The organism is Nocardioides sp. NBC_00850 (genome assembly GCF_045207335.1).
Classification (GTDB): Bacteria; Actinomycetota; Actinomycetes; order Propionibacteriales; family Nocardioidaceae; genus Nocardioides.
Genome location: NZ_CP108845.1, coordinates 262,364 through 288,049, shown reverse-complemented (window position 1 = coordinate 288,049; position 25,686 = coordinate 262,364). Strand labels below are relative to the sequence as shown.

Sequence of the window (25,686 nt, the reverse complement as noted above, 5' to 3'; positions counted from 1 at the left end):
TCACGTGCATACGGTGACCGAGCAGGCCTGCAAGCTCGTCAACGCTTTGACCCCGGGGCATGACGGCACCCACCCGGTGCAGCCGCCTCCCTCCGGCCGGCGGGCGCGGGTCGTCAGCGACCTGCTGGCCCGCCCCGACTACGAACCCCGGGTCGAGGAAGCCGATGCCGACGGGATGGTCGCGCTCGCCGAGTCCCTGCGCGTCGTTTTCGAGGCAGCGGCCGGTGGCGACCTCGACACCGCCGCCACCGCGGTCAACGCGCTCATGCGCGAGATGGGCTCGGTCCCGCAGCTAGACCGGGCCCGTGGGGGAGGCTGGGCGCTGCACTTCCACGGCCGCGACCCCGGCCTCGTCATCGGCTGGGGCGCGGGAATCGCCGCCGGCCTCGCGCTGGCGATCGGCTCCGACCTGGCCGGCCGCCTCGGCGTCTGCCAGGCCGACCCGTGCGACCGCGTCTTCGTCGACACCTCCAAGAACGCCGGCCGCCGCTTCTGCTCCACCCGCTGCCAGAGCCGGGTGAAGGCGGCCGCCCACCGCGCCCGCCAGAAGTAGTCCGAGCTGTGACGAGATACAGCTCAGACGGACCTTCGCGGTCGGTATGGTCTGCGACGTGCCAACGCCTGACGACTACTTCGTGACCCTCGGTGAGCTGCAGGCCGAGTTCGCGGCCGCGCTGAAGCAGGCCGACCCGGATGTGCCGGTTCCGTCCTGCGATGACTGGTCGGTCGGCGATCTGGCCGATCACCTGGCCGGGGTGCACCACTGGGCGGCGGCGATGGCGCGCGACCAGGACGAGGAGCCGCTGCCGGTGCCGTTGGACCTGGTCGCGGCCTATGAGGAGCAGGCGGCCGAGCTGCGCGAGACGCTCTCGGCGCTGGGGCCGGAGGCGACGGGCCGGATCCTCAACGGGCTGACCGAGGACGGCCGTGGGCCGGTCTCGTTCTGGTTCCGGCGCCAGGTGCACGAGACCCTGGTCCACCTCTGGGACATCCGCTCTGCGCTCGGGCTCGACGCACCGGAGGCGGCCCCGGAGCTCTGGGCCGACACGGTCGACGAGGTGCTGACGGTGATGTACCCGCGGCAGATCGCTTTGAAGCGCACGCGGAAGGTCGTCACCCGCATCGAGCTGACCGCGACCGACATCGACCAGACCTGGGCGATCGGGGCGCCGAACGCGGTGCAGAAGGTGTCCGTCACCGGATCCGCTTGTGACCTGGCGCTGCTGCTCTGGGGTCGTACGACGCCGCGGTCCGCCGAGCTGACCGTCACCGGTGACGAGGCCGCCCTGGCCGAGGCACTCTCACGCGCGCTCGTTCCCTAGCCGGGGTTTGTAGTCGGGCACGGTCGGCGTGGCCGGTCCAGTAGCCGACCCAGACCGCTCCGGCGAGCGAGAAGAGCCCGAGCGCGACCGGAGCGGCGGCGATCGAGAAGACCGCGGCCAGACCGGAGACCAGGAGCGGCCCGCCGGTGCCGCCGAGGTCACCGCACAGCCGCCAGCCGCCGAGGAACTGGGCGCGTCCGTCCTCCGGTGCGGCATCGGCGCCGAGCGTCATCACGATCCCCGAGCCGAGGCCGTTGCCGACGGCGATCAGCGCCATCACCGCGCCCAGACTGAGCGCGTCGTGGGTGAGGGGGAGCAGCAGGCAGCCGAGGCCGACGGCGAGCACGACCGGGATCGCCACGACCTGACGCCCGCGGTGGTCGAGCAGCCAGCCGCCGGGGAGGGTGAGAGCGATGTCGACCAGGGCTGCTCCGGCGAAGAGCAGCGAGACCACCGACGCCTCCAGGTGGATGTGGTCGGCCCAGAGGGGGAGCAGGCCGGTGCGTACGGAACGGGAGATCCCGATGATCACCACCGCCATTCCGAGCGTGGCGAAGGTCCGGCGGTGGGTCCACAGCACGCTGCGTACGCTCAGATGCCCCTGCTCGCGCGAGCGAGTACGGCCGAGTTCGGGCATCCAGCCGCCGATCACCGCCGAGCACAGCGACATCGCGGCCGCGAACAGGAAGACCACGGGGAGGCCGAAGGCGTGGATGAGCCCGGCGCCGAGCAGCGGTCCGACGAAGACGCCAAGCCGGAACGAACCGCCCAGCAGCGACATCGCCCGAGCCCGGTGGGAGAGCGGGGTCGCGTCGATGAGGAAGCCCTGCCGTGCGATCAGGAACGCCGTCCAGCTCATCCCGCTCACGAACACGGCGATGGCGAGCACGGCGACCGAGCTGCTGAGGAACGCCACCGTCATCGCGACCGCGTCGAGAGCCCCGGCGCCCATCAGCGTCCGCCGCTCGCCGATCCGCGCCACCAACGACCCGGCGGGCAGCGAGGTGGCCAGTGACCCGATCCCGAGCAGCGCGACCACGAACGCGGCCGTCGACGCGTCCGCCCCCAGGTCGGAGGCCCGAAGCGCCAGCACCGGCATCACCGCACCATGTCCCATGGAGCTGACGATCGAGGGCGCGTACGCCACCAGCGCGATGTCTCGGAACCGGAACTCCGTCGTCGTCTCCGTCGTCACCCCTTTACTCTGCCCGATTCGTTACCGAGGCTCACTATTTGTACGCCGGCCGAGACGGAGCGAGGCGTCACTCAGGTCGGTCGAGACGTCACCTAGGTCGATCGAGACGGCAACGTGGTGCCCACTCGGCCGACGCGAGTGACGCCTCGGCGGCGGATCGTCACCAGCGGGAGTGGATGGCCTCGCGGAAGTGGGTGTCGTAGATCTGGCGTACGCCGGAGAGCAGCTCGTCGGCGAGCGCAGGCAGCGAGCCGGCGGCGGAGTTGGCGTGGGCCTGGGACGTGTTACGGGCGCCGGGGATGACGGTGGTGACGCCGGGCTGCTGAGCGACCCAGGCGAGGGCGACCTGCGCGGGAGTCGCGCCCTCGGGGCCGTGCTCGGAGACCAGGGCGGCGAACTCCTGGGCGGCCTTGACCCCGGTGGCGTAGTCGACACCGGAGAACGTCTCGCCGACGTCGAAGGCCTCGCCGTGGCGGTTGTAGGTGCGGTGGTCGTCGGCGGCGAAGGTGGTCGACTCCGAGTAGCGACCGGACAGCAACCCGGAGGCCAGCGGCACCCGCGCGATGATCCCGACTCCGGCCTCCGCAGCCGCCGGAAGCACCAGATCCAGCGGCTTGAGCCGGAACGCGTTCAGGATGATCTGGATGGAGGCCACGTTGGGCCTCGCGATCGCGGCCAGGGCCTGGTCGCAGGTCTCCACGCTGACGCCGTACGCAGCGATCACCCCTTCCGAGACCAAGGTGTCCAGCGCGTCATAGGTGGCCGAGGACTCGATCGTCTCCGTCGGCGGGCAGTGCAGCTGCACCAGGTCGATCGTGTCGACCCCGAGGTTGGTGCGCGAGCGGTCCAGCCACTCGCGGAACGCGGCGAGCGTGTAGTTCGAGGGCACCTGGTCCACCCGACGCCCCATCTTCGTGGCCACGAAGATCCCGTCGTGCGACCGGAGGAACCGCCCGATCACCTGCTCGCTCCGGCCGTCCCCATAGACGTCGGCGGTGTCTAGGAAGGTCACCCCGTCACCCACCGCGGCCTCGAGCACCGCCAACGCATCCGACTCGCTGACCTCGCCCCAGTCGGCGCCGAGCTGCCAGGTGCCGAGACCGATGACCGACGCCGAGCGACCGATCCTTCCGAAGGTGTGGCTCTCCATGCCGCCAAGGTACTGCCCGCCGATTTGGCGGCACCCCGCGGCGTACGCATAATTGTTGTCTGAAACCAGAGACCGCCGGTTGTCAGGTGCGCATGCACTCGATCGAAGGTTCCGCAGGATGCGGACGGCCAGCGTAGGTGAAGAGCAAGACGAGATCGTACGTCACGCCCTGAGCCTGCGCTCGGGGCGTTTGTCATTCATGGGCCCTCACCGACGGAATCGATTCCCGGAAGAAGGAGACCCATGGCGCGGGCTGACAAGCAGGCTGCCGTTGCCGAGATCGCTGACGAGTTCAGCGCCTCGACCGGTGCCGTGCTGACCGAGTACCGCGGTCTCACCGTGGGCGAGCTGAAGACTCTTCGTCGCTCGCTCGGTGAGCACGCAAACTACGCCGTGGTCAAGAACACGCTGGCCAAGATCGCCGCCTCTCAGAGCGGCATCGAAGGCTTCGATGACCTGCTGACCGGCCCGACCGCGATCGCCTTCATCAAGGGTGACGTCGTCGAGGCGGCCAAGGGTCTGCGTGACTTTGCCAAGGCCAACCCCAACCTTGTCATCAAGGGCGGGTACCTCGACGGCAAGGCCATCGACGCTGCTGAGGTTGGCAAGCTTGCCGACCTCGAGTCGCGCGAGGTCCTGCTCGCCAAGCTTGCGGGCGCGTTCACCGCGTCGCTGTCGCAGGCTCTGTACGCCTTCAACGCTCTGCCCTCGAAGACCGCGCAGCTCGCTGCCGCTCTCGAGGCCAAGGCCGCGGAGGACCCCTCGATCCTCGCAGGTGGTGCCGCTGAGCCGGCTGCCGCCGAGGAGGCTCCGGCCGAGGCCTGATGGCCCCGGTCGTAACTAACCACCACCTGTAACCCGGCCCCGCTGCGTACTCACAGAAAAACGCACAGGGCCACCACGAAAGGAAATGCCATCATGGCGAAGCTCTCCACCGACGAGCTGCTCGACGCTTTCAAGGAGCTCACCCTCATCGAGCTCTCCGAGTTCGTCAAGGCCTTCGAGGACACCTTCGGTGTCACCGCTGCCGCTCCGGTCGCCGTTGCCGCTGCCGGCGCCCCGGGCGCCCCGGCCGCCGCCGCTGAGGAGGCCAAGGACGAGTTCGACGTCATCCTCGAGGCCGCTGGTGACAAGAAGATCAACGTCATCAAGGAGGTGCGCGCTCTGACCTCCCTCGGTCTGAAGGAGGCCAAGGAGCTCGTCGAGGGTGCCCCCAAGGCTGTCCTCGAGGCCGCCAACAAGGAGACCGCTGACAAGGCGAAGGAGGCCCTCGAGGCCGCCGGCGCCACGGTCACCGTCAAGTGATCTGAGGGCTTCGGCCCTTGAGCCCGGGTTCGGCGGATTCCGCCGGGCCCGGGCTTTCTCTACATTGCGGAAACAGTTCCGCAACAGATCGGGCAAGCTGCAGCGCAGCGCTGCGATCGTTCAAACCGCGGGTTGCTACTCCTGAGTAGCCACTCGCGGTTTGTTTCGTTATCTTGAACACACACCGGGCGTGAAGGGTCGCAATCCGACCGTCGACGTTTTGGCTGGGGGAGTCCGTCTCGGGTGGTGATCACCGTCATCGTTCGCAGGCCACTATGGTTTACAAAAGTGTGACGCGTGTCGCGGAAAGTGCGTAACCCCCGTCACACTCTGCCGTTAGTCGGGCAGTGGGGACTTGAGGGAGATCCCCGCGCGAACAGGAAGGGAGCCGGCCCGGATGGGTGTAGACGTAAAGATCGAAGGGCTGACCAAGAGCTTTGGTAAGCAGCTCATCTGGAAAGATGTCTCGCTGACCCTGCCTGCGGGCGAGATCAGCGTGATGCTGGGTCCGTCCGGCACGGGCAAGTCGGTGCTCCTCAAGACCCTGATCGGTCTGATCAAGCCCGACACGGGCTCTGTGGTCATCGAGGGTGTCGACATCGCCAGCTGTTCGGAGCGAGACCTCTACGAGGTTCGCAAGCTGTTCGGCGTGCTGTTCCAGGACGGCGCCATGTTCGGTTCCATGGACCTCTTCGACAACGTCGCGTTCCCGCTTCGTGAGCACACGAAGAAGAGCGAGTCCGAGATCCGCAACATCGTCATGGAGAAGATGGACCTGGTCGGTCTCATCGGCGCGGAGAACAAGCTTCCCGGCGAGATCTCCGGTGGTATGCGCAAGCGCGCCGGTCTGGCGCGTGCTCTGGTCCTCGACCCCGAGATCCTGCTGATCGACGAGCCCGACTCGGGTCTCGACCCGGTGCGTACGGCGTTCATCAACCAGCTCTTCATCGACCTGAACGCGCAGATCGACGCGACCTTCTTGATCGTCACCCACGACATCAACTCGACGCGTACGGTCCCGGACAACATCGGCCTGCTTTACCACAAGCACCTGGCCATGTACGGGCCCCGCGAGATGCTGCTGAGCTCCGAGGAGCCGGTGGTACGGCAGTTCCTCAACGCCCAGACGATCGGCCCGATCGGCATGTCCGAGGAGAAGGACGCCGACGAGCTGGCTGCGGAGAAGGACATGGGCCTGCCGCCGCTGCCGCCGATCCCGATGCAGCTCGAGCCGTCCAACGGCATTCCGCGCAAGTACCAGCGTCCGCCGGGCGCCTGGTGCCGAGAGAACGGCGTCACCCCGCCGCCGGGATCGTTCCGAGCAGACGCGGCCATGGCCCCCGGCGGCGTGAAAGCAGCAGACCCCACAGAGGCTCCTTACTGATGTCATCTCTGACCGCCGCCAGGGTCCTGAAACCGATCGGGACCGCTGGCTCGCTCTTCGCGTTCGGTCTGGACGTGGGACGCGCCGTGTTCCGGCGCCCCTTCCAGTTCCGAGAGTTCATCCAGCAGGCGTGGTTCATCGCGTCGGTGACGATCGTCCCGACCGCGCTGGTCGCGATCCCCTTCGGCGCGGTCATCGCGCTGCAGGTCGGTGGCCTCGTGGCCCAGTTCGGTGCGCAGTCGTTCGTCGGGTCGGCCGCGGTCCTCGCGGTCGTCCAGCAGGCTGCCCCGATCGCGACCGCGCTGCTGGTCGCGGGCGCCGGTGGCTCGGCGATCGCCGCCGACCTCGGTGCTCGGAAGATCCGTGAAGAGCTCGACGCCATGATGGTTCTGGGCATCGACCCGATCCAGCGGCTGGTGGTCCCGCGCGTTCTCGCCTGCATGATGATCGCGGTCTTCCTCAACGGCCTGGTCTCGATCGTCGGCGTCATGGGCGGGTACGTCTTCAACGTCATCATCCAGGGCGGCACCCCGGGTGCCTACCTGGCCAGCTTCACCGCCCTCGCGCAGATGGCCGACCTGTGGCAGGGCCTGGCGAAGGCGCTCGTGTTCGGTCTGATCGCGGCGATCGTGGCTTCGTACATGGGCATGAACGCCGGCGGCGGCCCCAAGGGCGTCGGTGACGCCGTGAACCAGTCGGTCGTCATCACGTTCCTGCTGCTGTTCATCGTGAACTTCGTGATGTCTGCGATCTTCCTGCAGATCATCCCGAGCAAGTCCGGATAGGAGGCGAGACGGATGGCAAACCTCAAAGCGATCTACGAGAAGCCCGCCAAGAGCCTCGACCACCTCGGTGACGAGCTCGGCTTCTACCTGCGCGCGATCTCGTGGTTTCCGCGCACACTGAGGCGCTACAAGAAGGAGATCCTCCGGATCCTCGCCGAGGTCACCCTCGGATCGGGGGCGCTGGCCGTCATCGGCGGCACCGTCGGCGTGATCTTGGCGATGACCTTCTTCACCGGAGCCCAGGTCGGCCTCTCGGGTTACACCGCCCTCGACCAGCTCGGCACCTCGGCGTTCTCCGGCTTCGTGTCGGCCTACTTCAACACCCGCGAGATCGCGCCACTGGTCGCCGGCATCGCGCTCGCGGCGACGGTCGGCTGCGGCTTCACCGCCCAGCTGGGCGCGATGCGCATCTCTGAAGAGGTGGATGCCCTTGAGGTCATGGCGATCCCGTCGCTGCCGTTCCTGGTGACCACCCGGATGATCGGCGGCCTGATCGCGATCGTGCCGCTCTACGTGGTCGGCCTGCTCTCCTCCTACGTCGCCACCCGGTTCACGGTGATCCTCTTCTACGGCCAGAGCGCGGGCACGTACGACCACTACTTCAACACGTTCCTGCCGCCCATCGACGTGCTGTGGTCCTTCGGCAAGGTGCTGATCTTCGCCGTCGTGGTGATCCTGATCCACTGCTACCACGGCTACAACGCCTCCGGCGGCCCCGCAGGTGTCGGTGTCGCGGTCGGTAAGGCGGTGCGTACGAGCATCGTCGCCGTCTCCGTGCTCGACCTGATGCTCTCGATGGCGATCTGGGGCAGCACGACGACAGTGAGGTTGGCGGGATGACTCAGACACTCGCTCGTGACGAGGTCCATCACGACCTGCCCACGCCGCACAAGAGAAGCGCCGTGGCGCTCGCCTGGGGCCGGCAGAAGGGCAAGATCCTCGGGATCCTCTTCCTCGCGCTGCTCCTGGCCGCGCTCGTCCTGACCTGGGCGCAGTTCACCAACCGGTTCGGACAGTACGAGGAGATCACCCTCAAGGCCGACCGCATCGGTCTGCAGCTCCCCGATCGTGCCGACGTGAAGGTCCGTGGCCTGATCGTGGGTGAGGTCCTCGAGATGAAGCCAACCGACGAGGGTGCCGAGCTGACCCTGGGGCTGTTCCCCGATGAGATCAGCAAGGTCCACCCGGACGTGACCGGAGCGATCCTCCCCAAGACCCTCTTCGGCCAGAAGTACGTCTCGCTGGTCCCGCCCGACACCGACTTCACCGAGCCGATCAAGGCCGGTGCCGTCATCGAGAAGACCAAGATGGCCACTGAGGTGCAGGCCGTGCTGCGTGACCTCTACCCGTTGCTGCGGACGATCCAGCCGGCCGACCTCAACAACACGCTCAACGCGCTCGCCACCGCGCTCGAGGGTCGCGGCGACAAGCTCGGTGAGTCGCTCGACACCCTCGACTCCTACCTGAAGCGGCTGAACCCCGAGATTCCGGCGCTGATCGAGGACCTCGAGCTCGCCACCGAGGTCTCCGGCACCTACCAGGCCGTGCTTCCGGAGATCGGTCAGATCCTGCGCAACACGATCGTCACCGCGACCACGCTCGAGGACCGCGAGGTGGAGCTCAAGAAGATGCTGACCGACGTCACCGCGTTCTCCAACACCGCCGACAAGTTCCTCGACGACAACGGCGACACGCTGATCCAGGTCGGCGAGGTCGGTCGGCCGGTCACCCAGACGCTGGCCCGTTACGCCCCGATGTTCCCGTGCCTCATCGGTGGCATGGACATCCTGACCGACGAGTTCACCGAAGTGTTCCGCAACAACACCGTCCACATCACGCTGGAGACGCTGCCGCACCAGGCGCGTCCCTACTCGACCAAGGACAAGCCGCGCTACGGCGAGGACAGCGGGCCCTACTGCGGTGAGATGCCGAACGCGTCCTGGAGCCAGAAGAAGCCGTTCGCGCCGTTCCCCAACAAGAACGACGGCGTCGACGAGCCCACCGGAAAGGGTGTCATGCGCTCCGCCACCGGGACGACCGGCTACTCGGCCCTGTCCTACGTCGGTACGTCGGCCGAGACCGAAGTCATCAACGAGCTGTTCGCCCCCGGCATGGGCATGACCGCCAGCGAGGTCCCGGACCTCGGCGGGCTGCTGCTCGGCCCGGCCGCACGTGGAGCTGAGGTGACGTACGAATGAGCGCAGTGAAGCTCTTCGACGCCAAGACCTTCCAGGACTTCTGGAAGCTGGTGATCTTCGTGATCGTCACGACGCTGGCCACCGGCCTGCTCGCGATCACGATCGGCAACGTGACCTTCGGGCAGACCGATGAGTACAAGGCGGTCTTCACCGACGTCACCGGTGTGAACAAGGGCGACGACGTACGCATCTCCGGGGTCAAGGTCGGCTCGGTCAAGGACATCGAGATCTCCGACGATGCCCGCAGCGCGGTGGTCACCTTCACGGTCGACAGCGCGCAGCAGATCGCGACCACGACCGAGGCGACGATCAAGTACCGCAACCTGATCGGCCAGCGCTACCTCGCGCTGACCAAGCAGCTGGTGGGCGACGCCTCCGCTCTGCAGGAGGGCCAGACGATCCCGGTCGGGCAGACCCACCCGGCGCTCGACCTGACCGTGCTCTTCAACGGGTTCAAGCCCCTCTTCCAGGCGCTGTCGCCCAACGACGTCAACACCCTGTCCTACGAGATCGTCCAGGTCTTCCAGGGCGAGGGCGGCACGCTGGAGAGCCTGCTCTCCCACACGGCTTCGCTGACCTCGACGCTGGCCGAGAAGGACCAGGTGATCAACGCCCTGATCGACAACCTCACCGAGGTGCTCGAGCACGTGGGCGACCGCGAGAAGGAGCTCTCCAGCCTGATCGTGACCTTCCGCGATTTCGTCGGCGGTCTCAACAACGACCGCGAGGCGATCCTCGGCTCCCTGGACCAGATCTCGGCGCTCTCCGTGGAGACCGCTGACCTGGTGCACGAGGCGAAGGACCCGCTGCTGGAGGACCTGCGGCAGGCCCGGAGGTTCTCCGACGAGGTGGCCAAGGACAAGCGCCAGCTCGACGACGCCCTCGAGCTCCAGCCGATCAAGCTGGACAAGATCGGCGCGACGGCCAGCTACGGCGGTTGGTTCAACTTCTACCTGTGCGGTCTGCGGGGCACGATCCGAGACCCTGAGGGCAAGGACCTCGAGATTCCGCTCTACGAGCCCGGTCAAGCGAGGTGCAACCTCGGATGATTCCCTTCCGCGAACGTAACCCAGTCAAGATCGGCGCCGTCTCGATCGCCGTCCTCGCCATGCTGATGGTGATGGCGTTCAAGGCCGACAGCCTGCCGCTGATCGGTGGTGGCACCACCTACTACGCCAACTTCTCCGAGGCCGGTGGCCTCAAGACCGGTGACGAGGTCCGGGTGGCCGGCGTCCGGGTCGGCAAGGTCGACTCGATCGAGTTGGACGGCAACCAGGTCAAGGTCGGCTTCAAGATCCGCGAGAAGGTCAACTTCGGTGAGAACTCCGGAGCCGGCGTACGCGTGAAGACGCTGCTCGGCGACATGTTCCTCGAGCTGCAGCCGGCCGGAGAGGGCCAGTTGAAGGCAGGAGCCACCATCCCGGTGGACCGCACGGAGTCTCCCTACGACGTGGTCGAGGCCTTCGAGGGCCTGGCCGACACCTCCGCCAACATCGACAAGGACCAGCTCGCCGCGGCGCTCACCACGCTCGCCGACCTGACCCGGTCGACGCCGGAGGAGTTCCAAGCCGCTCTCACCGGCGTCTCCGACCTCTCCCGCAACCTGGCCGCCAAGGACGAGCGCATCGAGTCGCTGCTCTCCCAGCTCGACCGGGTGACGAAGGTGCTCGACGAGCGAGACGAGGACCTGATCACGCTGATGAACGACGCCAACCAGCTCTTCGCTGCGTTGGTCGAGCGGCGCGAGGCGGTCCACAACCTGCTGATCTCGACCCAACAGCTCTCGAAGGAGCTCTCCCAGCTGGTCGACGACAGCCGCGCCGACCTCAAGCCGGCGCTGGAGAGCCTCGACGTGATCCTCGACGTCTTCACGAAGAACGAGGAGAACCTCGAGAAGTCCCTGCGGCTGATGGCTCCGTTCTACAAGGTCTTCAACAACACCCTGGGCAACGGCCCCTGGTGGGACACCTACATCCAGAACATGCCTCCGGTCCCCGCTCTCACTGGGAGGACCCCGTGAACAGGTTCATCGTTCCGATCATCATCGGTGCTCTCGTCCTCGGGGTCGGTGCGTGGGCGCTGGTCCGCGACACCGGTGAGAAGACGCTCGTGGCGCACTTCCCGCGCACGGTCTCGCTCTACGAGGGCAGCGACCTGCGCGTGCTCGGTGTCGCCGTCGGCAAGGTGACCTCGGTCGAGCCGAACGGCACCGACGTCAAGGTCACCCTGGAATACAAGGGCGACGTCGACCTGCCCGCGGACGCCAAGGCCGTGATCATCTCGCCGTCGATCGTCGGCGACCGCTACGTCCAGGTCACGCCGGCCTACGACGGCGGCAAGAAGCTGGCCGACGGTGCGGTGCTGAGCACCGACAAGACCTCGGTCCCGGTCGAGCTCGACCAGATCTACTCCAGCGTCGACGACCTCGTGGTCGCGATCGGTCCCGACGGAGCCAACAAGAACGGCGCCCTCACCGACCTGCTGCAGCAGACCGCGAAGAACCTCGGCGGCCAGGGCGAGAAGATCAACTCGACCGTCGGCGACCTCGGCAAGCTGACCAAGGTGCTCGACAACCGCGACGAGCAGTTCTTCGACTCCGCCGAGCAGCTCGAAGGCTTCATCGGCACGCTCGCCGAGAACGACAAGACCGTACGCGACTTCGCCCAGGCGCTCGCCGAGGTCTCCTCGATGCTGGAGGGTGAGCGCGAAGAGCTCGCCGCGTCGATGAAGAACCTCTCGGTGGCGCTGAACAAGGTGACCCAGTTCGTCCGGGACAACAAGGCGATCCTGCGCGAGGACATCCAGAGCCTCAACCGGATAGGCAAGGTCCTCGTGAAGCAGCGCAAGGCTCTCGACGAGAGCCTCCGGACCGCTCCGCTGGCGCTCAACAACCTGGGCCTGGCCTACAACCCGGAGACCGCCACGCTCGACACCAACGCCAACATCACCATGGTTCTCGACGAGATCATCGAGAACCCGGCCTCGTTCCTGTGCAGCCTCGTGGACCAGGCGACCAACGGCAGCAGCGCCGAGATCTGCTCGCAGATCCGGCAGATGCCTGGGCTGAACCGCTCCGCGGCGATCGGGCTCGGCACGGGTTCGTCCTACGGAGTGCCCTATGACATGTCGCTCGGCGGCCTGGTGGAGGTGACACGATGACCACGATGAAGCGCGCCGTCCAGGCGTTCGTCGGCGTGATCGCCGGCGCCCTGATGCTGACCGGCTGCGGCACCTTCTCCGTCTACGACCTGCCGCTCCCGGGCGGCGTGGACGCCGGTGACGACGCGATCTCGGTCACCGCGCAGTTCGAGGACACCCTCGACCTGGTGCCCCAGTCGACCGTCAAGCTCGAGGACATCGACGTCGGCAAGATCAACAAGATCTGGCTCGACGACGGCGTCGCCACCGTCGAGATGCTGCTGAAGAAGGACGTCAGCCTGCCGAGCAACGCCCGGGCGTCGATCCAGCAGACCTCCCTGCTGGGCGAGAAGTTCGTCTCGCTGGAGCGGCCGGCCGAGCCCGATTCGACCAAGCTCGCCGACGGCTCGACCATCCCGCTGTCGCAGACCGGCCGCAACCCGGAGATCGAAGAGGTCTTCAGTGCGCTGAGCCTGCTGCTCAACGGTGGCGGCGTCGCCCAGCTGAAGACGATCTCGACCGAGCTCAACAAGGCGCTCGCCGGCCGCGAGGACTCCGCCCGCTCCGTACTCCACCAGGTGGAGAAGCTGGCGCGCGACCTCGACAACAACAAGGAGAAGATCGTCGCGGCCATCGAGGCGCTCGATGCGCTGGCGAAGGCCACCAACGCGCAGATGGGCTCCATCGACGCCGCCCTCGACGAGCTGCCCTCGGCGATCTCCAGCATCGACAAGCAGCGCGCCGACCTGGTGAAGATGCTCAAGGCGCTGGAGCGGCTCGGCGACACCGGCGTACGCGTCATCCGGGCGTCCAAGGACAACACCATCGGCATCATCAAGGACCTCAGGCCGGTCCTGTCGAACCTGGCCGACTCCGGCGACGACTTCGTCCGGGCGATGAACACGATCCTCACCTATCCGTTCGTCGACGCGGCGGTCGGTGGTTCGCCGCAGGCCGCGCGCAACCTGCACATGGGTGACTTCGTCAACCTCGACGTCACGGTCGACCTCAACCTCGACACGCTGCTCCAGAACGCGCCTCGGGTCGGCAGCACCGTCTGCTGGGGTCTCGAGGAGATCAACCGGAAGCTCAAGACCTATCCGGACGAGGAGACGGCTCTCGACTGGCTCAACAACCTCACGAACGTCTGCAAGGACGGCGGGCTCGCCAGCGCCATCGACACCTGCCAGGAGGTGCTGACCGGACAGTCCTCCTCGGCGCCCCAGGCGTGCGTGACGGGCGTGCTGGGTTCGATCGGGAAGACCCTCGACGGTCTGCTCGGCATCGGGGCTCCCTCGTCCAACGGCGGGAGCACCACCGACGACGGCTCCGGGTGCGTACTGCTCCTGTTCTGCCGTGCCGGTGCGACCCCAGGGACGCATGCGGTGACGTACGACGAGCTGAGCAAGGAGCTCGACCCGGGGCTGACCTCGCTGATGATCCCCGCGCTGAGCACCTCGAGCAACACTCATCAGGAGGGCGTCTCATGATCACCCGCCGTACGAAGATGCAGCTGATGATCTTCTTGCTGATCACCCTCGTCGGGGTCAGCTTCGTCGGGGCGCGCTACGCCCGCCTGGGGTCCCTGTTCGTCAAGGACCACTACGTCGTGATGGCCCACTTCGAGCAGTCCGGCGGCATCTACGAGGACGCCGAGGTCGACTATCGAGGCGTCAAGATCGGCCAGGTCGGTGAGCTGGTGCTCAACCGCAGCGGCGTCGACGTGACCCTGAAGATCGACAAGGGGTGGAAGGACAAGATCCCTGCCGACAGCCTCGCCGTGGTCGGCAACCGCTCCGCCGTCGGCGAGCAGTACGTCGAGCTGCAGCCGCAGTCGAAGGGCGGGCCCTACCTCGAGGACGGCTCCGAGATCGCCCGCGCCGCGACGACCACGCCGCTGCCGACCGAGAAGCTCCTCGAGGACGTCACCACGACGGTGAACTCGGTCGACCAGAAGGCGCTCACCACGACCATCGACGAGCTCGGCAAGGGTTTCGCCGGCACCGGTCAGGACCTACAGACCATCATCGACACCGGCACCGCCTTCGTGGAGACCGCCGACCAGAACTTCGCCCTCACCACCCAGCTGATCCGGGACAGCAACACGGTCCTCCAGGGCCAGCTGGACAGCAGCTCGGCGATCAAGTCGTTCGCCAACGACCTGGAGCTGTTCACCGGCACCCTGGCCGGCTCCAACAAGGACCTGATCAGGCTGATCGAGAGCGGATCGGCCAGCTCGATCGAGCTGCGGCAGTTCCTGGAGCAGAACGACGTGGAGATCAGCGAGCTCCTCAACGAGGTGCTGGTGACCGGCAAGGTCGTCCGGAAGAACCTGCCCGGCGTCAGGCACCTGCTCTCGATCTTCCCGGTCGTCGTCGAGGGCAGCTTCGCGGTCGTCGACGTCGGCCATCCCGGCCTGGCGCAGGCTCACTTCGGGTTGGCGCTGACCACCCAGGCGCCGTGCAAGAAGGGCTACGAGAGCACGAAGAAGCGCAGCCCGCTGGACCTGCAGAGCCGTCCGTTCAACACGGAGGTCTCCTGCACCGAAGACCCGAGCAAGTCGAACCCTCGTGGCTCCAGCCAGGTGCCGCGTGCGGCCGTCGGTGGCACTGACTCGATCGCCAGCTTCGACCCGGACACCGGCGAGCTCACCTGGGGCGAGGCCGAGGAGACCACGGTGTCGACCGCGGCTCCCGCCTCCTACGGCGAGGACGCCTGGAAGTGGCTCTACCTGCAGCCGATGGAGACCGAGTAGCCGGAACCCTGACCACCACGCAGCCGACCGGGGTCGGGGCCCGAAGTGCTGCCGCATCGACCGACTCGCCCGCGGCGTACGGTGTTGATGCTTGGAAATGGCTCCTGGAGCCGCTGACCACAGAGAGTGATCCGTCTTGAGCACCACGACCGACCCCGGACCCGACACGGAGACCGGCGCAGAGACCGAACAGGCGACCGCGAACCGGGGCGCACTGCTCCGCTGGGGCGTCCTGGCCCTGCTGATCGCCGTGATCCTGGCTGCCGTCGGCTACGTCGGCTGGCAGCTGACCCGCGGCGCCGACGAGTCGGTGGTGAGCCAGCGCGAGCAGGTGATGGCGGCGGCCGACAAGTTCGTCGGCCGGGTCAACACCTACGGTCCCGATGACGTCGGCAGCGACAAGAAGACGATGCCGAAGTATCGCGAGCGGGTGGGTGAGCTGCTGACCCCGAAGTTCGAGAAGAGCTTCCTCGGCAACGTCGCCTTCGCCGAGGCCACCGTCGTACAGCAGGGCGTCGGTCGCACCACGAGCGTGCACAGCACGGGCGTCGCCGGCCTCGACGAGGACAGCGCGACCGTGCTCGTCGTCGCCGAGCTCGCGATCAGCTACCCGAAGTCCGAGGGCTCCGAGGAGCGCGTCGAGGCGGCGCGTCAGCTCGCCCGGACGGAGGTGGAGCTGGTGAAGCAGAACGGGAAGTGGCTGGTCGACGACTGGTACCCCGCCGAGGAAGCTCCTACTTCGGAAAGCAGCGAAGGGGTGACACCATGAGTTCCACGATGACTAGTCCGACCTGGTACGACCTGCTCGACGTCGAGCCCGATGCCGCCACCGACGACATCCGCGCGGCGTGGAAGTCCGCGATCGCCGACCTGGACCCCACCGACCGTCGCTTCCGCACCCTCAACGATGCCGCCGCGGTCCTGCTGGACGAGAAGAAGCGGGCTGCCTACGACGCGGAGCTGGCGGCTCTCGAGGAGGCTGCGGTCGAGGACGAGGACCGCGAGGCCGACGAGGAGCGCGCCGACGCCGAGGTGGCAGCCGACGCAGCTGACGACGACGAGCCGGCCGACGAGGAGCCCGACGCCGAGGAGAGTGCGGCCACCGGGCGTACGCTGCCGCTGCTCCCGACGTGGGGGCTGGTCGCCGCCGGCGCTCTCGCCCTGGCCGCGGTCGTCGCTGCCGGCGTGGTCTTCTTCGGGCAGGAGAAGGTCAGCACCGTCGCCAACAACAACGTCACGACCAGCACCGTCGAGGGTGCGGTGGGCAAGCAGATCACCCGCAACCACAAGCTCCTCGTCGAGGAGCAGGGCGGCGAGGCGCTCGAGGCGGCGAAGAAGGCCGTCGTCCCGTTGCTCTCCTACGACTACAGCAAGATGGGCGAGTCGAAGAGCAAGGCTCACGACGTGATGACGAAGGACTACCGCGAGGACTACGACCGGCTCTTCGCGGTTCTCGTCGACAACGTCCCCGAGACGAAGACCGTGGTGAAGACGCTCGCCCCGGTCGACGCCGGCGTCATCCGGGTCTCCGAGGACACCGTGCAGATCCTCGTGCTGGTCGACCGTCAGGTCACCAACGCCCAGCGGAGCACCCCGATCGGCTACCAGGAGTACGCGATGCTCACGATGGCCAAGGTCGGCGACGAGTGGCTCGTGGACAAGGTGGAGACCCAGCCCAGCCAGGACTAGTTCCCGGGCCAAGCCCGGCTTCCAGGCCTTTGCGCTACCTGTCAAGTGATTGGAATAACTTTTCCGTGGGTCGGACCGATTGGCGCGGATGCTTGACCCGGGGTGCCGATGGGGCGCATGATCATCCGCGATGCTCGACAATGGCACTGCACCGACAACGCCGACGGTCGAGCGCCGCAGGTGTGAATGAAGGTACGCCGGACTTATAATTGGGCCCGGTGTTGTGAAGTGCGCTTTTGTGCCGTACTATGGCGCTTTGCGCATGCCTTCATATGCCCCTCAGCCTGCCCGGTGGCTGTTCGGTGGTCGGCAGCGCGAATCCACCTGCGAACCTTGTCGAAGGATTCCTCTTGGCCGCGCGCACCTCGTCGGGTGACTCCACCCCTCGCCGCATCTCTTTCGCTAAGATCTCAGAGCCTCTCGAGCTTCCCAAGCTCCTCGCCCTCCAGACCGACAGCTTCGACTGGCTGATCGGTAACGAGCGCTGGCAGGAGCAGGTCGCCGCCCGCGAAGCAGCGGGGGAGGACGTGTCTCACAAGTCCGGTCTACAGGAGATCTTCGAGGAGATCTCCCCGATCGAGGACTTCTCGGAGACGATGTCCCTCTCGTTCGAGAGCCCTGTCTTCTACGACCCCAAGTACACCGTCGAGGAGTGCAAGGAGAAGGACTTCACCTACTCCGCGCCTCTCTATGTCTCGGCGGAGTTCACCAACAACGACACCGGTGAGATCAAGGGCCAGACGGTCTTCATGGGCGACTTCCCGCTCATGACCGAACAGGGCACCTTCGTCATCAACGGCACCGAGCGTGTTGTCGTCTCGCAGCTCGTCCGGTCCCCGGGCGTCTACTTCGAGCGCACCGCCGACAAGACGTCCGACAAGGACATCTACACCGCCAAGCTGATCCCCAGCCGCGGCGCCTGGCTCGAGTTCGAGATCGACAAGCGCGACCTGGTCGGCGTCCGTCTCGACCGCAAGCGCAAGCAGAACGTCACGGTGCTGCTCAAGGCCCTCGGCTGGACCAACGAGCAGATCCGCGAGGAGTTCGGCGAGTACGAGTCGATGATGCTGACCCTCGAGAAGGACAGCACCACCGCTCAGGACGACGCGCTGCTCGACATCTACCGCAAGCTGCGCCCGGGCGAGCCCCCGACGCGTGAGGCCGCGCAGACGCTGCTGAACAACTACTACTTCAACCCGAAGCGCTACGACACCGCCAAGGTCGGTCGCTACAAGGTCAACAAGAAGCTCGGTCTGACCGAGGCCTTCGACCAGCAGACCCTGACCGTCGACGACATCGTCGCGACGATCAAGTACGTCGTGGCGCTCCACGACGGGCGTGCGCAGCTCGACATGCCGCAGGGCACGATCGACATCGCTGCTGACGACATCGACCACTTCGGCAACCGCCGCATGCGTACGGTCGGCGAGCTGATCCAGAACCAGCTGCGTACGGGCCTTGCTCGTATGGAGCGCGTGGTGCGCGAGCGGATGACGACCCAGGACGTCGAGGCGATCACGCCGCAGTCCCTGATCAACATCCGTCCCGTGGTCGCTGCGCTGAAGGAGTTCTTCGGCACCTCGCAGCTGTCGCAGTTCATGGACCAGAACAACCCGCTCGCGGGCCTGACGCACAAGCGGCGTCTGTCGGCTCTCGGCCCGGGTGGTCTCTCCCGTGACCGCGCCGGCATGGAGGTCCGAGACGTCCACCCGTCGCACTACGGCCGGATGTGTCCGATCGAGACCCCTGAAGGTCCCAACATCGGTCTGATCGGTTCGCTGGCCTCCTTCGGCCGGATCAACCCGTTCGGCTTCGTCGAGACGCCCTACCGCAAGGTCGAGAACGGTGTCGTCACCGACAAGATCGACTACCTGACCGCCGACGACGAGGACCGCTACGTCATCGCGCAGGCCAACGCGGCTGTCGACGAGAACATGAAGTTCGCGACCGAGCGCGTGCTGGTTCGCCAGCGCGACGGTGAGGTCTCCGAGCTCCTGGCCGACGAGGTCGACTACATCGACGTCTCGCCGCGCCAGATGGTGTCGGTCGCGACCGCGCTGATCCCGTTCCTCGAGCACGACGACGCCAACCGCGCGCTCATGGGCGCCAACATGCAGCGTCAGGCGGTGCCGCTGGTCCGCAGCGACTCGCCGCTGGTCGGCACGGGCATCGAGTACCGCGCGGCTGTCGACGCCGGTGACGTGCTCGTCGCGAAGAAGGCCGGTGTGGTCAAGGAGGTCTCCTCCGACCTGATCGAGACCCTCAACGACGACGGCACCTACACCTCGTACAAGCTCGCGAAGTTCGAGCGCTCCAACCAGGGCAACTGCGTCAACCAGCAGCCGCTGGTCGACGAGGGCGCCCGGGTCGAGGTCGGCTCCCCGCTGGCCGACGGTCCGGCGACCCAGGGTGCCGAGATGGCGCTGGGTGCCAACCTCCTGGTCGCCTTCCAGTCGTGGCAGGGCCACAACTACGAGGACGCGATCATCCTCTCCCAGCGTCTGGTGCAGCAGGACTACCTCACCTCGATCCACATCGAGGAGCACGAGGTCGACGCCCGCGACACCAAGCTGGGCCCGGAGGAGATCACCCGGGACATCCCGAACGTCTCCGAGGAGATGCTGGCCGACCTCGACGAGCGCGGCATCATCCGCATCGGCGCCGAGGTCACCACCGGTGACATCCTGGTCGGCAAGGTCACCCCGAAGGGCGAGACCGAGCTGACCCCGGAGGAGCGCCTGCTCCGCGCGATCTTCGGTGAGAAGGCGCGCGAGGTCCGCGACACCTCGATGAAGGTTCCGCACGGCGAGGAGGGCACCGTCATCGGTGTCCGCGTCTTCGACCGTGAGGAGGGCGACGAGCTGCCCCCTGGCGTGAACCAGCTGGTTCGGGTCTACGTGGCGCAGAAGCGCAAGATCTCCGTGGGTGACAAGCTCGCCGGCCGTCACGGCAACAAGGGCGTCATCGCGAAGATCCTGCCGGTCGAGGACATGCCGTTCATGGAGGACGGCACCCCGGTCGACGTCCTGCTCAACCCGCTCGGTGTTCCGCGTCGTATGAACATCGGACAGGTCCTGGAGCTCCACCTCGGCTGGCTCGCCAAGCAGGGCTGGGACCTCAACCTCTCCGAGGACCCCGAGGACAGCGCCTGGAAGCAGCGCCTCATCAAGATCCACGCCGACAAGGCCGACCCGGGCACCAAGGTGGCCACCCCGGTCTTCGACGGTGCGCGTGAGGACGAGATCACCGGTCTGCTCAGCGCGACCCTCCCCAACCGGGACGGTCGGCGTGTGGTCGGCACCGACGGCAAGGCCCGCCTCTTCGACGGTCGCTCCGGCGAGCCGTTCCCGGAGCCGGTGGCCGTGGGCTACATGTACATCCTGAAGCTGCACCACCTGGTCGACGACAAGATCCACGCGCGTTCGACCGGTCCGTACTCGATGATCACCCAGCAGCCGCTCGGCGGTAAGGCCCAGTTCGGTGGCCAGCGCTTCGGTGAGATGGAGGTCTGGGCGATGGAGGCGTACGGCGCCGCCTACGCCCTGCAGGAGCTCCTCACCATCAAGTCGGACGACGTGCCCGGCCGTGTGAAGGTGTACGAGGCGATCGTCAAGGGCGAGAACATCCCCGACTCGGGTATCCCGGAGTCGTTCAAGGTTCTCGTCAAGGAGATGCAGTCGCTGTGCCTGAACGTCGAGGTGCTGAGCCAGGACGGTTCGGCGATCGAGCTTCGTGACGCGGAGGAAGACGTCTTCCGCGCCGCCGAGGAGCTCGGCATCGACCTCTCCCGTCGCGAGCCCTCTTCCGTAGAGGAAGTCTGACGAGCGGGAGGTACGCCCCCGGGCGTACCTCCCCTCCCTCAGTCCCCTTTGAATTTTCCAAGAACTAACGAAGGAACTGGAAGCCACCGTGCTCGACGTCAACTTCTTCGATCAGCTCAAGATCGGCCTGGCCACCGCGGACGAGATCCGCGCGTGGAGCCACGGCGAGGTCAAGAAGCCTGAGACCATCAACTACCGCACGCTCAAGCCCGAGCGTGACGGCCTCTTCTGCGAGAAGATCTTCGGTCCCACCCGGGACTGGGAGTGCTACTGCGGCAAGTACAAGCGCGTGCGCTTCAAGGGCATCATCTGTGAGCGCTGTGGCGTCGAGGTCACCCGCTCCAAGGTACGCCGCGAGCGGATGGGCCACATCGAGCTCGCTGCCCCGGTGACCCACATCTGGTACTTCAAGGGCGTTCCGTCGCGGCTGGGCTACCTGCTCGACCTCGCTCCGAAGGACCTGGAGAAGGTCATCTACTTCGCTGCGTACATGATCACCTCGGTCGACGAGGACGCGCGTCACCGCGACCTGTCCTCGCTCGAGGCCAAGGTCGACCAGCAGCGCAAGATGCTGACCGGCCGGCTCGACGTGGCGATCAACGACCGCGCCAAGAAGCTCGAGACCGACCTGGCCGCGCTCGAGGCCGAGGGCGCCAAGTCCGACGCCAAGCGCAAGGTCAAGGACGGCGCCGAGCGCGAGATGAAGCAGCTGCGTGACCGCACCGAGCGTGAGGTCAACCGTCTCGACGAGGTCTGGGACACCTTCAAGAACCTGAAGGTCCAGGACCTCATGGGCGACGAGCTGCTCTACCGCGAGATGAAGACCTGGTTCGGGAAGTACTTCGAGGGCCACATGGGCGCCACGGCGATCCAGAAGCGCCTCGAGAACTTCGACATCGAGGCCGAGGTCGAGAACCTGCGCGAGACCATCGCCACCGGCAAGGGTCAGCGCAAGGTCCGCGCGCTCAAGCGCCTCAAGGTCGTCGACGCCTTCCGCAAGACCGGCAACCAGCCGACCGGCATGGTGCTCGACGCCGTCCCGGTCATCCCGCCGGACCTGCGCCCGATGGTGCAGCTCGACGGTGGCCGCTTCGCGACCTCCGACCTCAACGACCTCTACCGTCGTGTGATCAACCGCAACAACCGCCTCAAGCGTCTCCTCGACCTCGGTGCCCCCGAGATCATCGTGAACAACGAGAAGCGGATGCTGCAGGAGGCCGTCGACTCGCTGTTCGACAACGGTCGTCGTGGCCGCCCGGTCACCGGGCCGGGCAACCGTCCGCTGAAGTCGCTCTCCGACATGCTCAAGGGCAAGCAGGGCCGCTTCCGTCAGAACCTGCTCGGTAAGCGCGTCGACTACTCCGGCCGTTCGGTCATCGTGTCGGGTCCGCAGCTCAAGCTGCACCAGTGCGGTCTGCCGAAGCAGATGGCCCTGGAGCTGTTCAAGCCGTTCGTGATGAAGCGCCTGGTGGACCTGAGCCACGCTCAGAACATCAAGTCCGCCAAGCGGATGGTCGAGCGTGCTCGCCCGGTCGTGTGGGACGTCCTCGAAGAGGTCATCACCGAGCACCCGGTTCTGCTGAACCGTGCGCCCACCCTGCACCGCCTCGGCATCCAGGCCTTCGAGCCGCAGCTGATCGAGGGTAAGGCCATCCAGCTGCACCCGCTCGTCTGCACCGCGTTCAACGCGGACTTCGACGGTGACCAGATGGCTGTCCACCTGCCGCTGTCCGCGGAGGCCCAGGCCGAGGCTCGCATCCTGATGCTCTCGACCAACAACATCCTCAAGCCGTCCGACGGTCGTCCGGTCACCATGCCGACCCAGGACATGATCATCGGTCTCTACTTCATCACCTCCGACCGCGAGGGTGAGGTCGGCGAGGGTCGTGCCTTCTCGTCCCCGGCCGAGGCCATCATGGCCTTCGACCACCTCGAGATCACGCTGCAGTCGAAGGTCAAGATCCGCCTCGACGACATCGTCCCGCCGATCGGCTACGACGTGCCGGAGGGCTGGACCGAAGGCAACCCGCTCGTGCTCGAGACCACGCTGGGCCGGGTGATCTTCAACGACACCCTCCCCGCCGACTACCCCTTCGTGAACTACGAGGTCGGTAAGAAGCAGCTCGGCGCGATCATCAACGACCTGGCCGAGCGTTACACCAAGGTCGAGGTCGCGGCGTCGCTGGACGCGCTCAAGGACAACGGCTTCCACTGGGCCACCCGTTCGGGTGTCACGGTCTCCATCGACGACGTCACCACGCCGCCGAACAAGGCCGAGATCCTGGAGACGTTCGAGACGCAGGCTGCCAAGGTGCAGAAGCAGTTCGAGCGTGGTCTGGTCACCGACGAGGAGCGCCGTCAGGAGCTCGTCGAGATCTGGACCGAGGCCGCCAAGGTCGTCGGTGCTGCCATGGAGGCGGCGTTCGACAAGAAGAACCCGATCTTCATGCAGGTCACCTCGGGTGCTTCGGGTAACTTCAACCAGATCCGCCAGGTCGGCGCCATGCGAGGCCTGGTGGCCAACCCGAAGGGCGAGATCATCCCGCGGCCGATCAAGTCGAACTTCCGCGAGGGTCTCTCCGTCCTGGAGTACTTCATCTCCACCCACGGTGCTCGTAAGGGTCTGGCCGACACCGCGCTGCGTACCGCCGACTCGGGTTACCTGACCCGTCGTCTGGTGGACGTCTCGCAGGACGTCATCATCCGTGAGGACGACTGCGGCACCGAGCGCGGTCTGCCCAAGGTCATCGGTGTCGACCAGGGCGGCGTCGTCGTCAAGGACGACAACGCCGAGACCGCTGCGTACGCTCGCACGGCTGCCGTCGACATCGAGCACCCGTCGACCGGCGAGGTTCTCGCGGTCGCCGGCGAGGACCTGGGCGACGTCAAGATCGAGGAGCTGGTTCGCGCCGGCATCACCGAGGTCAAGGTCCGTTCGGTCCTCACCTGTGAGGCCCGCACGGGTACGTGTGCCAAGTGCTACGGCCGCTCGCTGGCCACCGGCAAGCTCGTCGACATCGGTGAGGCGGTCGGCATCATCGCCGCCCAGTCCATCGGTGAGCCCGGCACCCAGCTGACCATGCGTACGTTCCACACCGGTGGTGTGGCCTCGGCCGACGACATCACGCAGGGTCTGCCGCGTGTCGTCGAGCTCTTCGAGGCGCGTACGCCGAAGGGTGTCACGCCGATCTCCGAGGTCGCCGGTCGCGTCGAGATCGAGGAGACCGACAAGGCCCGCAAGGTCCTGGTCACCCCGGACGACGGCTCCGAGGTCAAGGAGTACGTCGTGTCGCGCCGCTCGCGTCTGCGGGTTGCCGACGGCGACCACATCGAGGTCGGCGCTCCGCTGACCATCGGTACGCCGGACCCCAAGGAGGTCCTCCGTATCCTCGGTGTCCGCAAGACGCAGCAGCACCTCGTCGACGAGGTCCAGCAGGTCTACCGGTCGCAGGGTGTGTCCATCCACGACAAGCACATCGAGATCATCGTGCGGCAGATGCTGCGCCGGATCACGGTGCTCGAGTCCGGTGACACCAACCTGCTTCCGTCCGACCTGGCCGACCGCATCGACTTCGAGTCGGAGAACCGGCGCGTGGTCTCCGAGGGCGGCAAGCCGGCCTCGGGTCGTCCGGAGCTGATGGGCATCACCAAGGCCTCGCTGGCCACCGAGTCCTGGCTGTCGGCGGCCTCCTTCCAGGAGACCACACGCGTCCTCACCGACGCTGCCATCAACGGCCGCTCGGACTCGCTGCGCGGTCTGAAGGAGAACGTCATCATCGGTAAGCTCATCCCGGCCGGCACCGGCCTGGAGCGCTACCGCAACATCAAGGTCGAGCCGACCGATGAGGCTCGTGCCGCGGCGTACTCCGTGACCGGTTACGACAACTACGACTACGAGTTCGGCAACACCGGCGGCCAGGCCGTCGCGCTGGACGACTTCGACTTTGGTTCGTACCAGAGCTGATCGAGTGGTCTAGAAGGCCCCGCCTCCTTCGGGAGGCGGGGCCTTCCGTCCTTTTCAGGGCACGAGGAGCCAGCGTCCGTCGGATCCCGGCGCCGCCTCCGCCTCCTGGTAGGCCTCGGCGGCCTTGCTCAGTGGGCGGGTCGCGGCGATCCGGGTCGGCACCGTGCCGTCTGCCGCCAACCGGAGGAGGTCGGCGAGCACCGCCCCGTCGGGCTGGTTCAGCGCGGTCGAGACCTCGATGCCGCGCTCGGACGCCGGTGCCCGGCCGGGCTTGACGCTGACGTAGCGGCCGCCGTCGCGTACGCCTGCCAGGGCCGGTTCGTTGAGCGCCGCCAGATCGAGGACCGCGTCGTGCGCGTGCGGCTCGATCTCGGTGACGGCGCGGTCGGCGCCGGTGGCGAGGTGCTCGGTGCCGGGGCGTACCAGGGCGTCGACCGTCCAACCGTCGCCTTTGGCCAGCGCCAGTGCCCACAGGCCGACGCCGCCGGCGGCACCGGTGACGAGGAGGCTGCCGCGTTCGGTGCCGAGCAGGTCGAGCGCCTGGCGGGCGGTGAGCGCGTTGAGCGGAGCTGCGGCGGAGGCCTCGAGGGTGAGCCCGTCGGGTACGGCCGCTGCGGCGGAGGCGGGGAGCACGACCTCGGTCGCGTGGGCGCGGGCGCCTGCGGCCGGGTCGCCGTGGAGGCCGGCGACGCGGTCGCCGACGGCGAATCCGGAGACCGCCTCGCCGACCTCGGTGACCACGCCACTGAAGTCGAAGCCGAGGCCGATCACGTCGGGAAGGCCGATGGCCGCGTGGTCGCCGGCGACGAAGGCGTCGAAGAGCGTGAAGGCGGCGGCAGCGACCTCGACCCGGATGTCGTCGGGGCCGAGCGCCTGGGCCGGGAGCTCCTCGAGGCGCGGCGTCGGGTCGCCGGCGCGGGAGATGAGTGCGTACATGGTGTTCGTCCTTTGCTGTGGTCGACTGGTTGCACGTACTACTT

At 67.0% G+C, this 25,686-nt stretch carries 20 protein-coding genes; 17 read left to right on the top strand and 3 right to left on the bottom strand.

Translation table 11 applies throughout. The features are described 5' to 3' along the window. Positions 1–13: 13 nt before the first annotated feature. Positions 14–553 (top strand): CGNR zinc finger domain-containing protein, encoded by a 540-nt coding sequence (locus tag OH802_RS01350; RefSeq protein ID WP_406024405.1) that lies wholly within the window; start codon positions 14–16, stop codon positions 551–553. A 58-nt stretch (positions 554–611) separates the two neighbouring features. Continuing rightward, the gene (locus OH802_RS01345) at positions 612–1,322 is read left to right on the top strand and encodes a maleylpyruvate isomerase family mycothiol-dependent enzyme (RefSeq protein WP_406024403.1); all 711 of its coding nucleotides are present in this window, start codon (positions 612–614) and stop codon (positions 1,320–1,322) included. Here the strand turns inward: OH802_RS01345 and OH802_RS01340 are convergent. Both OH802_RS01340 and OH802_RS01335 read right to left on the bottom strand, forming a co-directional pair. Then, positions 1,267–2,517 (bottom strand): MFS transporter, encoded by a 1,251-nt coding sequence (locus OH802_RS01340; protein WP_406024401.1) that lies wholly within the window; start codon positions 2,515–2,517, stop codon positions 1,267–1,269. The genes OH802_RS01345 and OH802_RS01340 overlap by 56 nt on opposite strands. A gap of 160 nt (positions 2,518–2,677) precedes the next feature. Next, positions 2,678–3,667, bottom strand: coding sequence for an aldo/keto reductase (locus tag OH802_RS01335; RefSeq protein ID WP_406024399.1), 990 nt, complete (start codon positions 3,665–3,667; stop codon positions 2,678–2,680). A gap of 243 nt (positions 3,668–3,910) precedes the next feature. Here OH802_RS01335 and rplJ point away from each other — a divergent pair, with 243 nt between their 5' ends. The 15 genes from rplJ (at position 3,911) to OH802_RS01260 (ending at position 24,706) form a co-directional block, all read left to right on the top strand. Continuing rightward, positions 3,911–4,492 (top strand): 50S ribosomal protein L10, encoded by a 582-nt coding sequence (rplJ, locus tag OH802_RS01330; RefSeq protein WP_141802531.1) that lies wholly within the window; start codon positions 3,911–3,913, stop codon positions 4,490–4,492. 93 nt (positions 4,493–4,585) lie between these two features. Beyond that, the gene (gene rplL, locus OH802_RS01325) at positions 4,586–4,972 is read left to right on the top strand and encodes a 50S ribosomal protein L7/L12 (protein ID WP_141802532.1); all 387 of its coding nucleotides are present in this window, start codon (positions 4,586–4,588) and stop codon (positions 4,970–4,972) included. Positions 4,973–5,369: 397 nt separating this feature from the next. After that, complete coding sequence (locus OH802_RS01320; protein ID WP_406024396.1) at positions 5,370–6,356, top strand: ABC transporter ATP-binding protein; 987 nt, start codon at positions 5,370–5,372, stop codon at positions 6,354–6,356. Then, positions 6,356–7,141 carry an ABC transporter permease gene (locus tag OH802_RS01315; RefSeq protein WP_160025586.1) on the top strand — a complete coding sequence of 262 codons (786 nt, stop codon included), beginning with the start codon at positions 6,356–6,358 and terminating at the stop codon, positions 7,139–7,141. The genes OH802_RS01320 and OH802_RS01315 overlap by 1 nt, the downstream gene beginning before the upstream one ends. A 12-nt stretch (positions 7,142–7,153) precedes the next feature. After that, positions 7,154–7,981, top strand: a complete 828-nt coding sequence (locus tag OH802_RS01310; protein WP_355228099.1) for an ABC transporter permease — start codon at positions 7,154–7,156, stop codon at positions 7,979–7,981. Continuing rightward, entirely contained in the window at positions 7,978–9,339 is a 1,362-nt protein-coding gene (locus OH802_RS01305) for an MCE family protein (protein WP_406024393.1), read from the top strand. The genes OH802_RS01310 and OH802_RS01305 overlap by 4 nt, the downstream gene beginning before the upstream one ends. Next, positions 9,336–10,388: an MCE family protein gene (locus OH802_RS01300; RefSeq protein WP_406024391.1), complete on the top strand. Its 1,053-nt coding sequence runs from the start codon at positions 9,336–9,338 to the stop codon at positions 10,386–10,388. The genes OH802_RS01305 and OH802_RS01300 overlap by 4 nt, the downstream gene beginning before the upstream one ends. After that, positions 10,385–11,359, top strand: a complete 975-nt coding sequence (locus OH802_RS01295) for an MCE family protein (RefSeq protein WP_406024389.1) — start codon at positions 10,385–10,387, stop codon at positions 11,357–11,359. Before OH802_RS01300 ends, OH802_RS01295 begins: the two co-directional genes overlap by 4 nt. After that, on the top strand, positions 11,356–12,498 hold the full coding sequence (locus OH802_RS01290; RefSeq protein ID WP_406024387.1) for an MCE family protein: 1,143 nt from the start codon (positions 11,356–11,358) through the stop codon (positions 12,496–12,498). Before OH802_RS01295 ends, OH802_RS01290 begins: the two co-directional genes overlap by 4 nt. Then, positions 12,495–13,967, top strand: a complete 1,473-nt coding sequence (locus tag OH802_RS01285) for an MCE family protein (RefSeq protein ID WP_406024385.1) — start codon at positions 12,495–12,497, stop codon at positions 13,965–13,967. Before OH802_RS01290 ends, OH802_RS01285 begins: the two co-directional genes overlap by 4 nt. After that, entirely contained in the window at positions 13,964–15,232 is a 1,269-nt protein-coding gene (locus OH802_RS01280; RefSeq protein WP_406024383.1) for an MCE family protein, read from the top strand. The genes OH802_RS01285 and OH802_RS01280 overlap by 4 nt, the downstream gene beginning before the upstream one ends. A 136-nt stretch (positions 15,233–15,368) precedes the next feature. Next, positions 15,369–16,001 carry a hypothetical protein gene (locus OH802_RS01275; protein WP_406024381.1) on the top strand — a complete coding sequence of 211 codons (633 nt, stop codon included), beginning with the start codon at positions 15,369–15,371 and terminating at the stop codon, positions 15,999–16,001. Between the two features lie 8 nt (positions 16,002–16,009). Beyond that, on the top strand, positions 16,010–16,921 hold the full coding sequence (locus OH802_RS01270) for a J domain-containing protein (protein ID WP_406024379.1): 912 nt from the start codon (positions 16,010–16,012) through the stop codon (positions 16,919–16,921). A 350-nt stretch (positions 16,922–17,271) separates the two neighbouring features. Beyond that, positions 17,272–20,742, top strand: coding sequence for a DNA-directed RNA polymerase subunit beta (rpoB, locus tag OH802_RS01265; RefSeq protein WP_350663358.1), 3,471 nt, complete (start codon positions 17,272–17,274; stop codon positions 20,740–20,742). A gap of 88 nt (positions 20,743–20,830) precedes the next feature. Next, positions 20,831–24,706, top strand: coding sequence for a DNA-directed RNA polymerase subunit beta' (locus OH802_RS01260; RefSeq protein WP_406024376.1), 3,876 nt, complete (start codon positions 20,831–20,833; stop codon positions 24,704–24,706). A gap of 54 nt (positions 24,707–24,760) precedes the next feature. Here OH802_RS01260 and OH802_RS01255 read toward each other — a convergent pair whose 3' ends face one another. Next, a complete protein-coding gene (locus tag OH802_RS01255) occupies positions 24,761–25,642 on the bottom strand; it encodes an alcohol dehydrogenase catalytic domain-containing protein (protein WP_406024374.1) in 882 nt (293 codons plus the stop codon). Between the last annotated feature and the right edge of the window lie 44 nt (positions 25,643–25,686).

What these genes read in the sequence shown, in the direction of transcription:
- rplJ (WP_141802531.1), top strand. Translation starts at nt 3,911, where the DNA reads ATGGCGCGGGCTGACAAGCAGGCTGCCGTTGCCGAGATCGCTGACGAG.
- OH802_RS01335 (WP_406024399.1), bottom strand. Translation starts at nt 3,667, where the DNA reads ATGGAGAGCCACACCTTCGGAAGGATCGGTCGCTCGGCGTCGGTCATC.
- OH802_RS01305 (WP_406024393.1), top strand. Translation starts at nt 7,978, where the DNA reads ATGACTCAGACACTCGCTCGTGACGAGGTCCATCACGACCTGCCCACG.
- OH802_RS01320 (WP_406024396.1), top strand. Translation starts at nt 5,370, where the DNA reads ATGGGTGTAGACGTAAAGATCGAAGGGCTGACCAAGAGCTTTGGTAAG.
- OH802_RS01300 (WP_406024391.1), top strand. Translation starts at nt 9,336, where the DNA reads ATGAGCGCAGTGAAGCTCTTCGACGCCAAGACCTTCCAGGACTTCTGG.
- OH802_RS01270 (WP_406024379.1), top strand. Translation starts at nt 16,010, where the DNA reads ATGACTAGTCCGACCTGGTACGACCTGCTCGACGTCGAGCCCGATGCC.
- OH802_RS01310 (WP_355228099.1), top strand. Translation starts at nt 7,154, where the DNA reads ATGGCAAACCTCAAAGCGATCTACGAGAAGCCCGCCAAGAGCCTCGAC.
- OH802_RS01285 (WP_406024385.1), top strand. Translation starts at nt 12,495, where the DNA reads ATGACCACGATGAAGCGCGCCGTCCAGGCGTTCGTCGGCGTGATCGCC.
- OH802_RS01295 (WP_406024389.1), top strand. Translation starts at nt 10,385, where the DNA reads ATGATTCCCTTCCGCGAACGTAACCCAGTCAAGATCGGCGCCGTCTCG.
- rplL (WP_141802532.1), top strand. Translation starts at nt 4,586, where the DNA reads ATGGCGAAGCTCTCCACCGACGAGCTGCTCGACGCTTTCAAGGAGCTC.
- OH802_RS01315 (WP_160025586.1), top strand. Translation starts at nt 6,356, where the DNA reads ATGTCATCTCTGACCGCCGCCAGGGTCCTGAAACCGATCGGGACCGCT.
- OH802_RS01280 (WP_406024383.1), top strand. Translation starts at nt 13,964, where the DNA reads ATGATCACCCGCCGTACGAAGATGCAGCTGATGATCTTCTTGCTGATC.
- OH802_RS01255 (WP_406024374.1), bottom strand. Translation starts at nt 25,642, where the DNA reads ATGTACGCACTCATCTCCCGCGCCGGCGACCCGACGCCGCGCCTCGAG.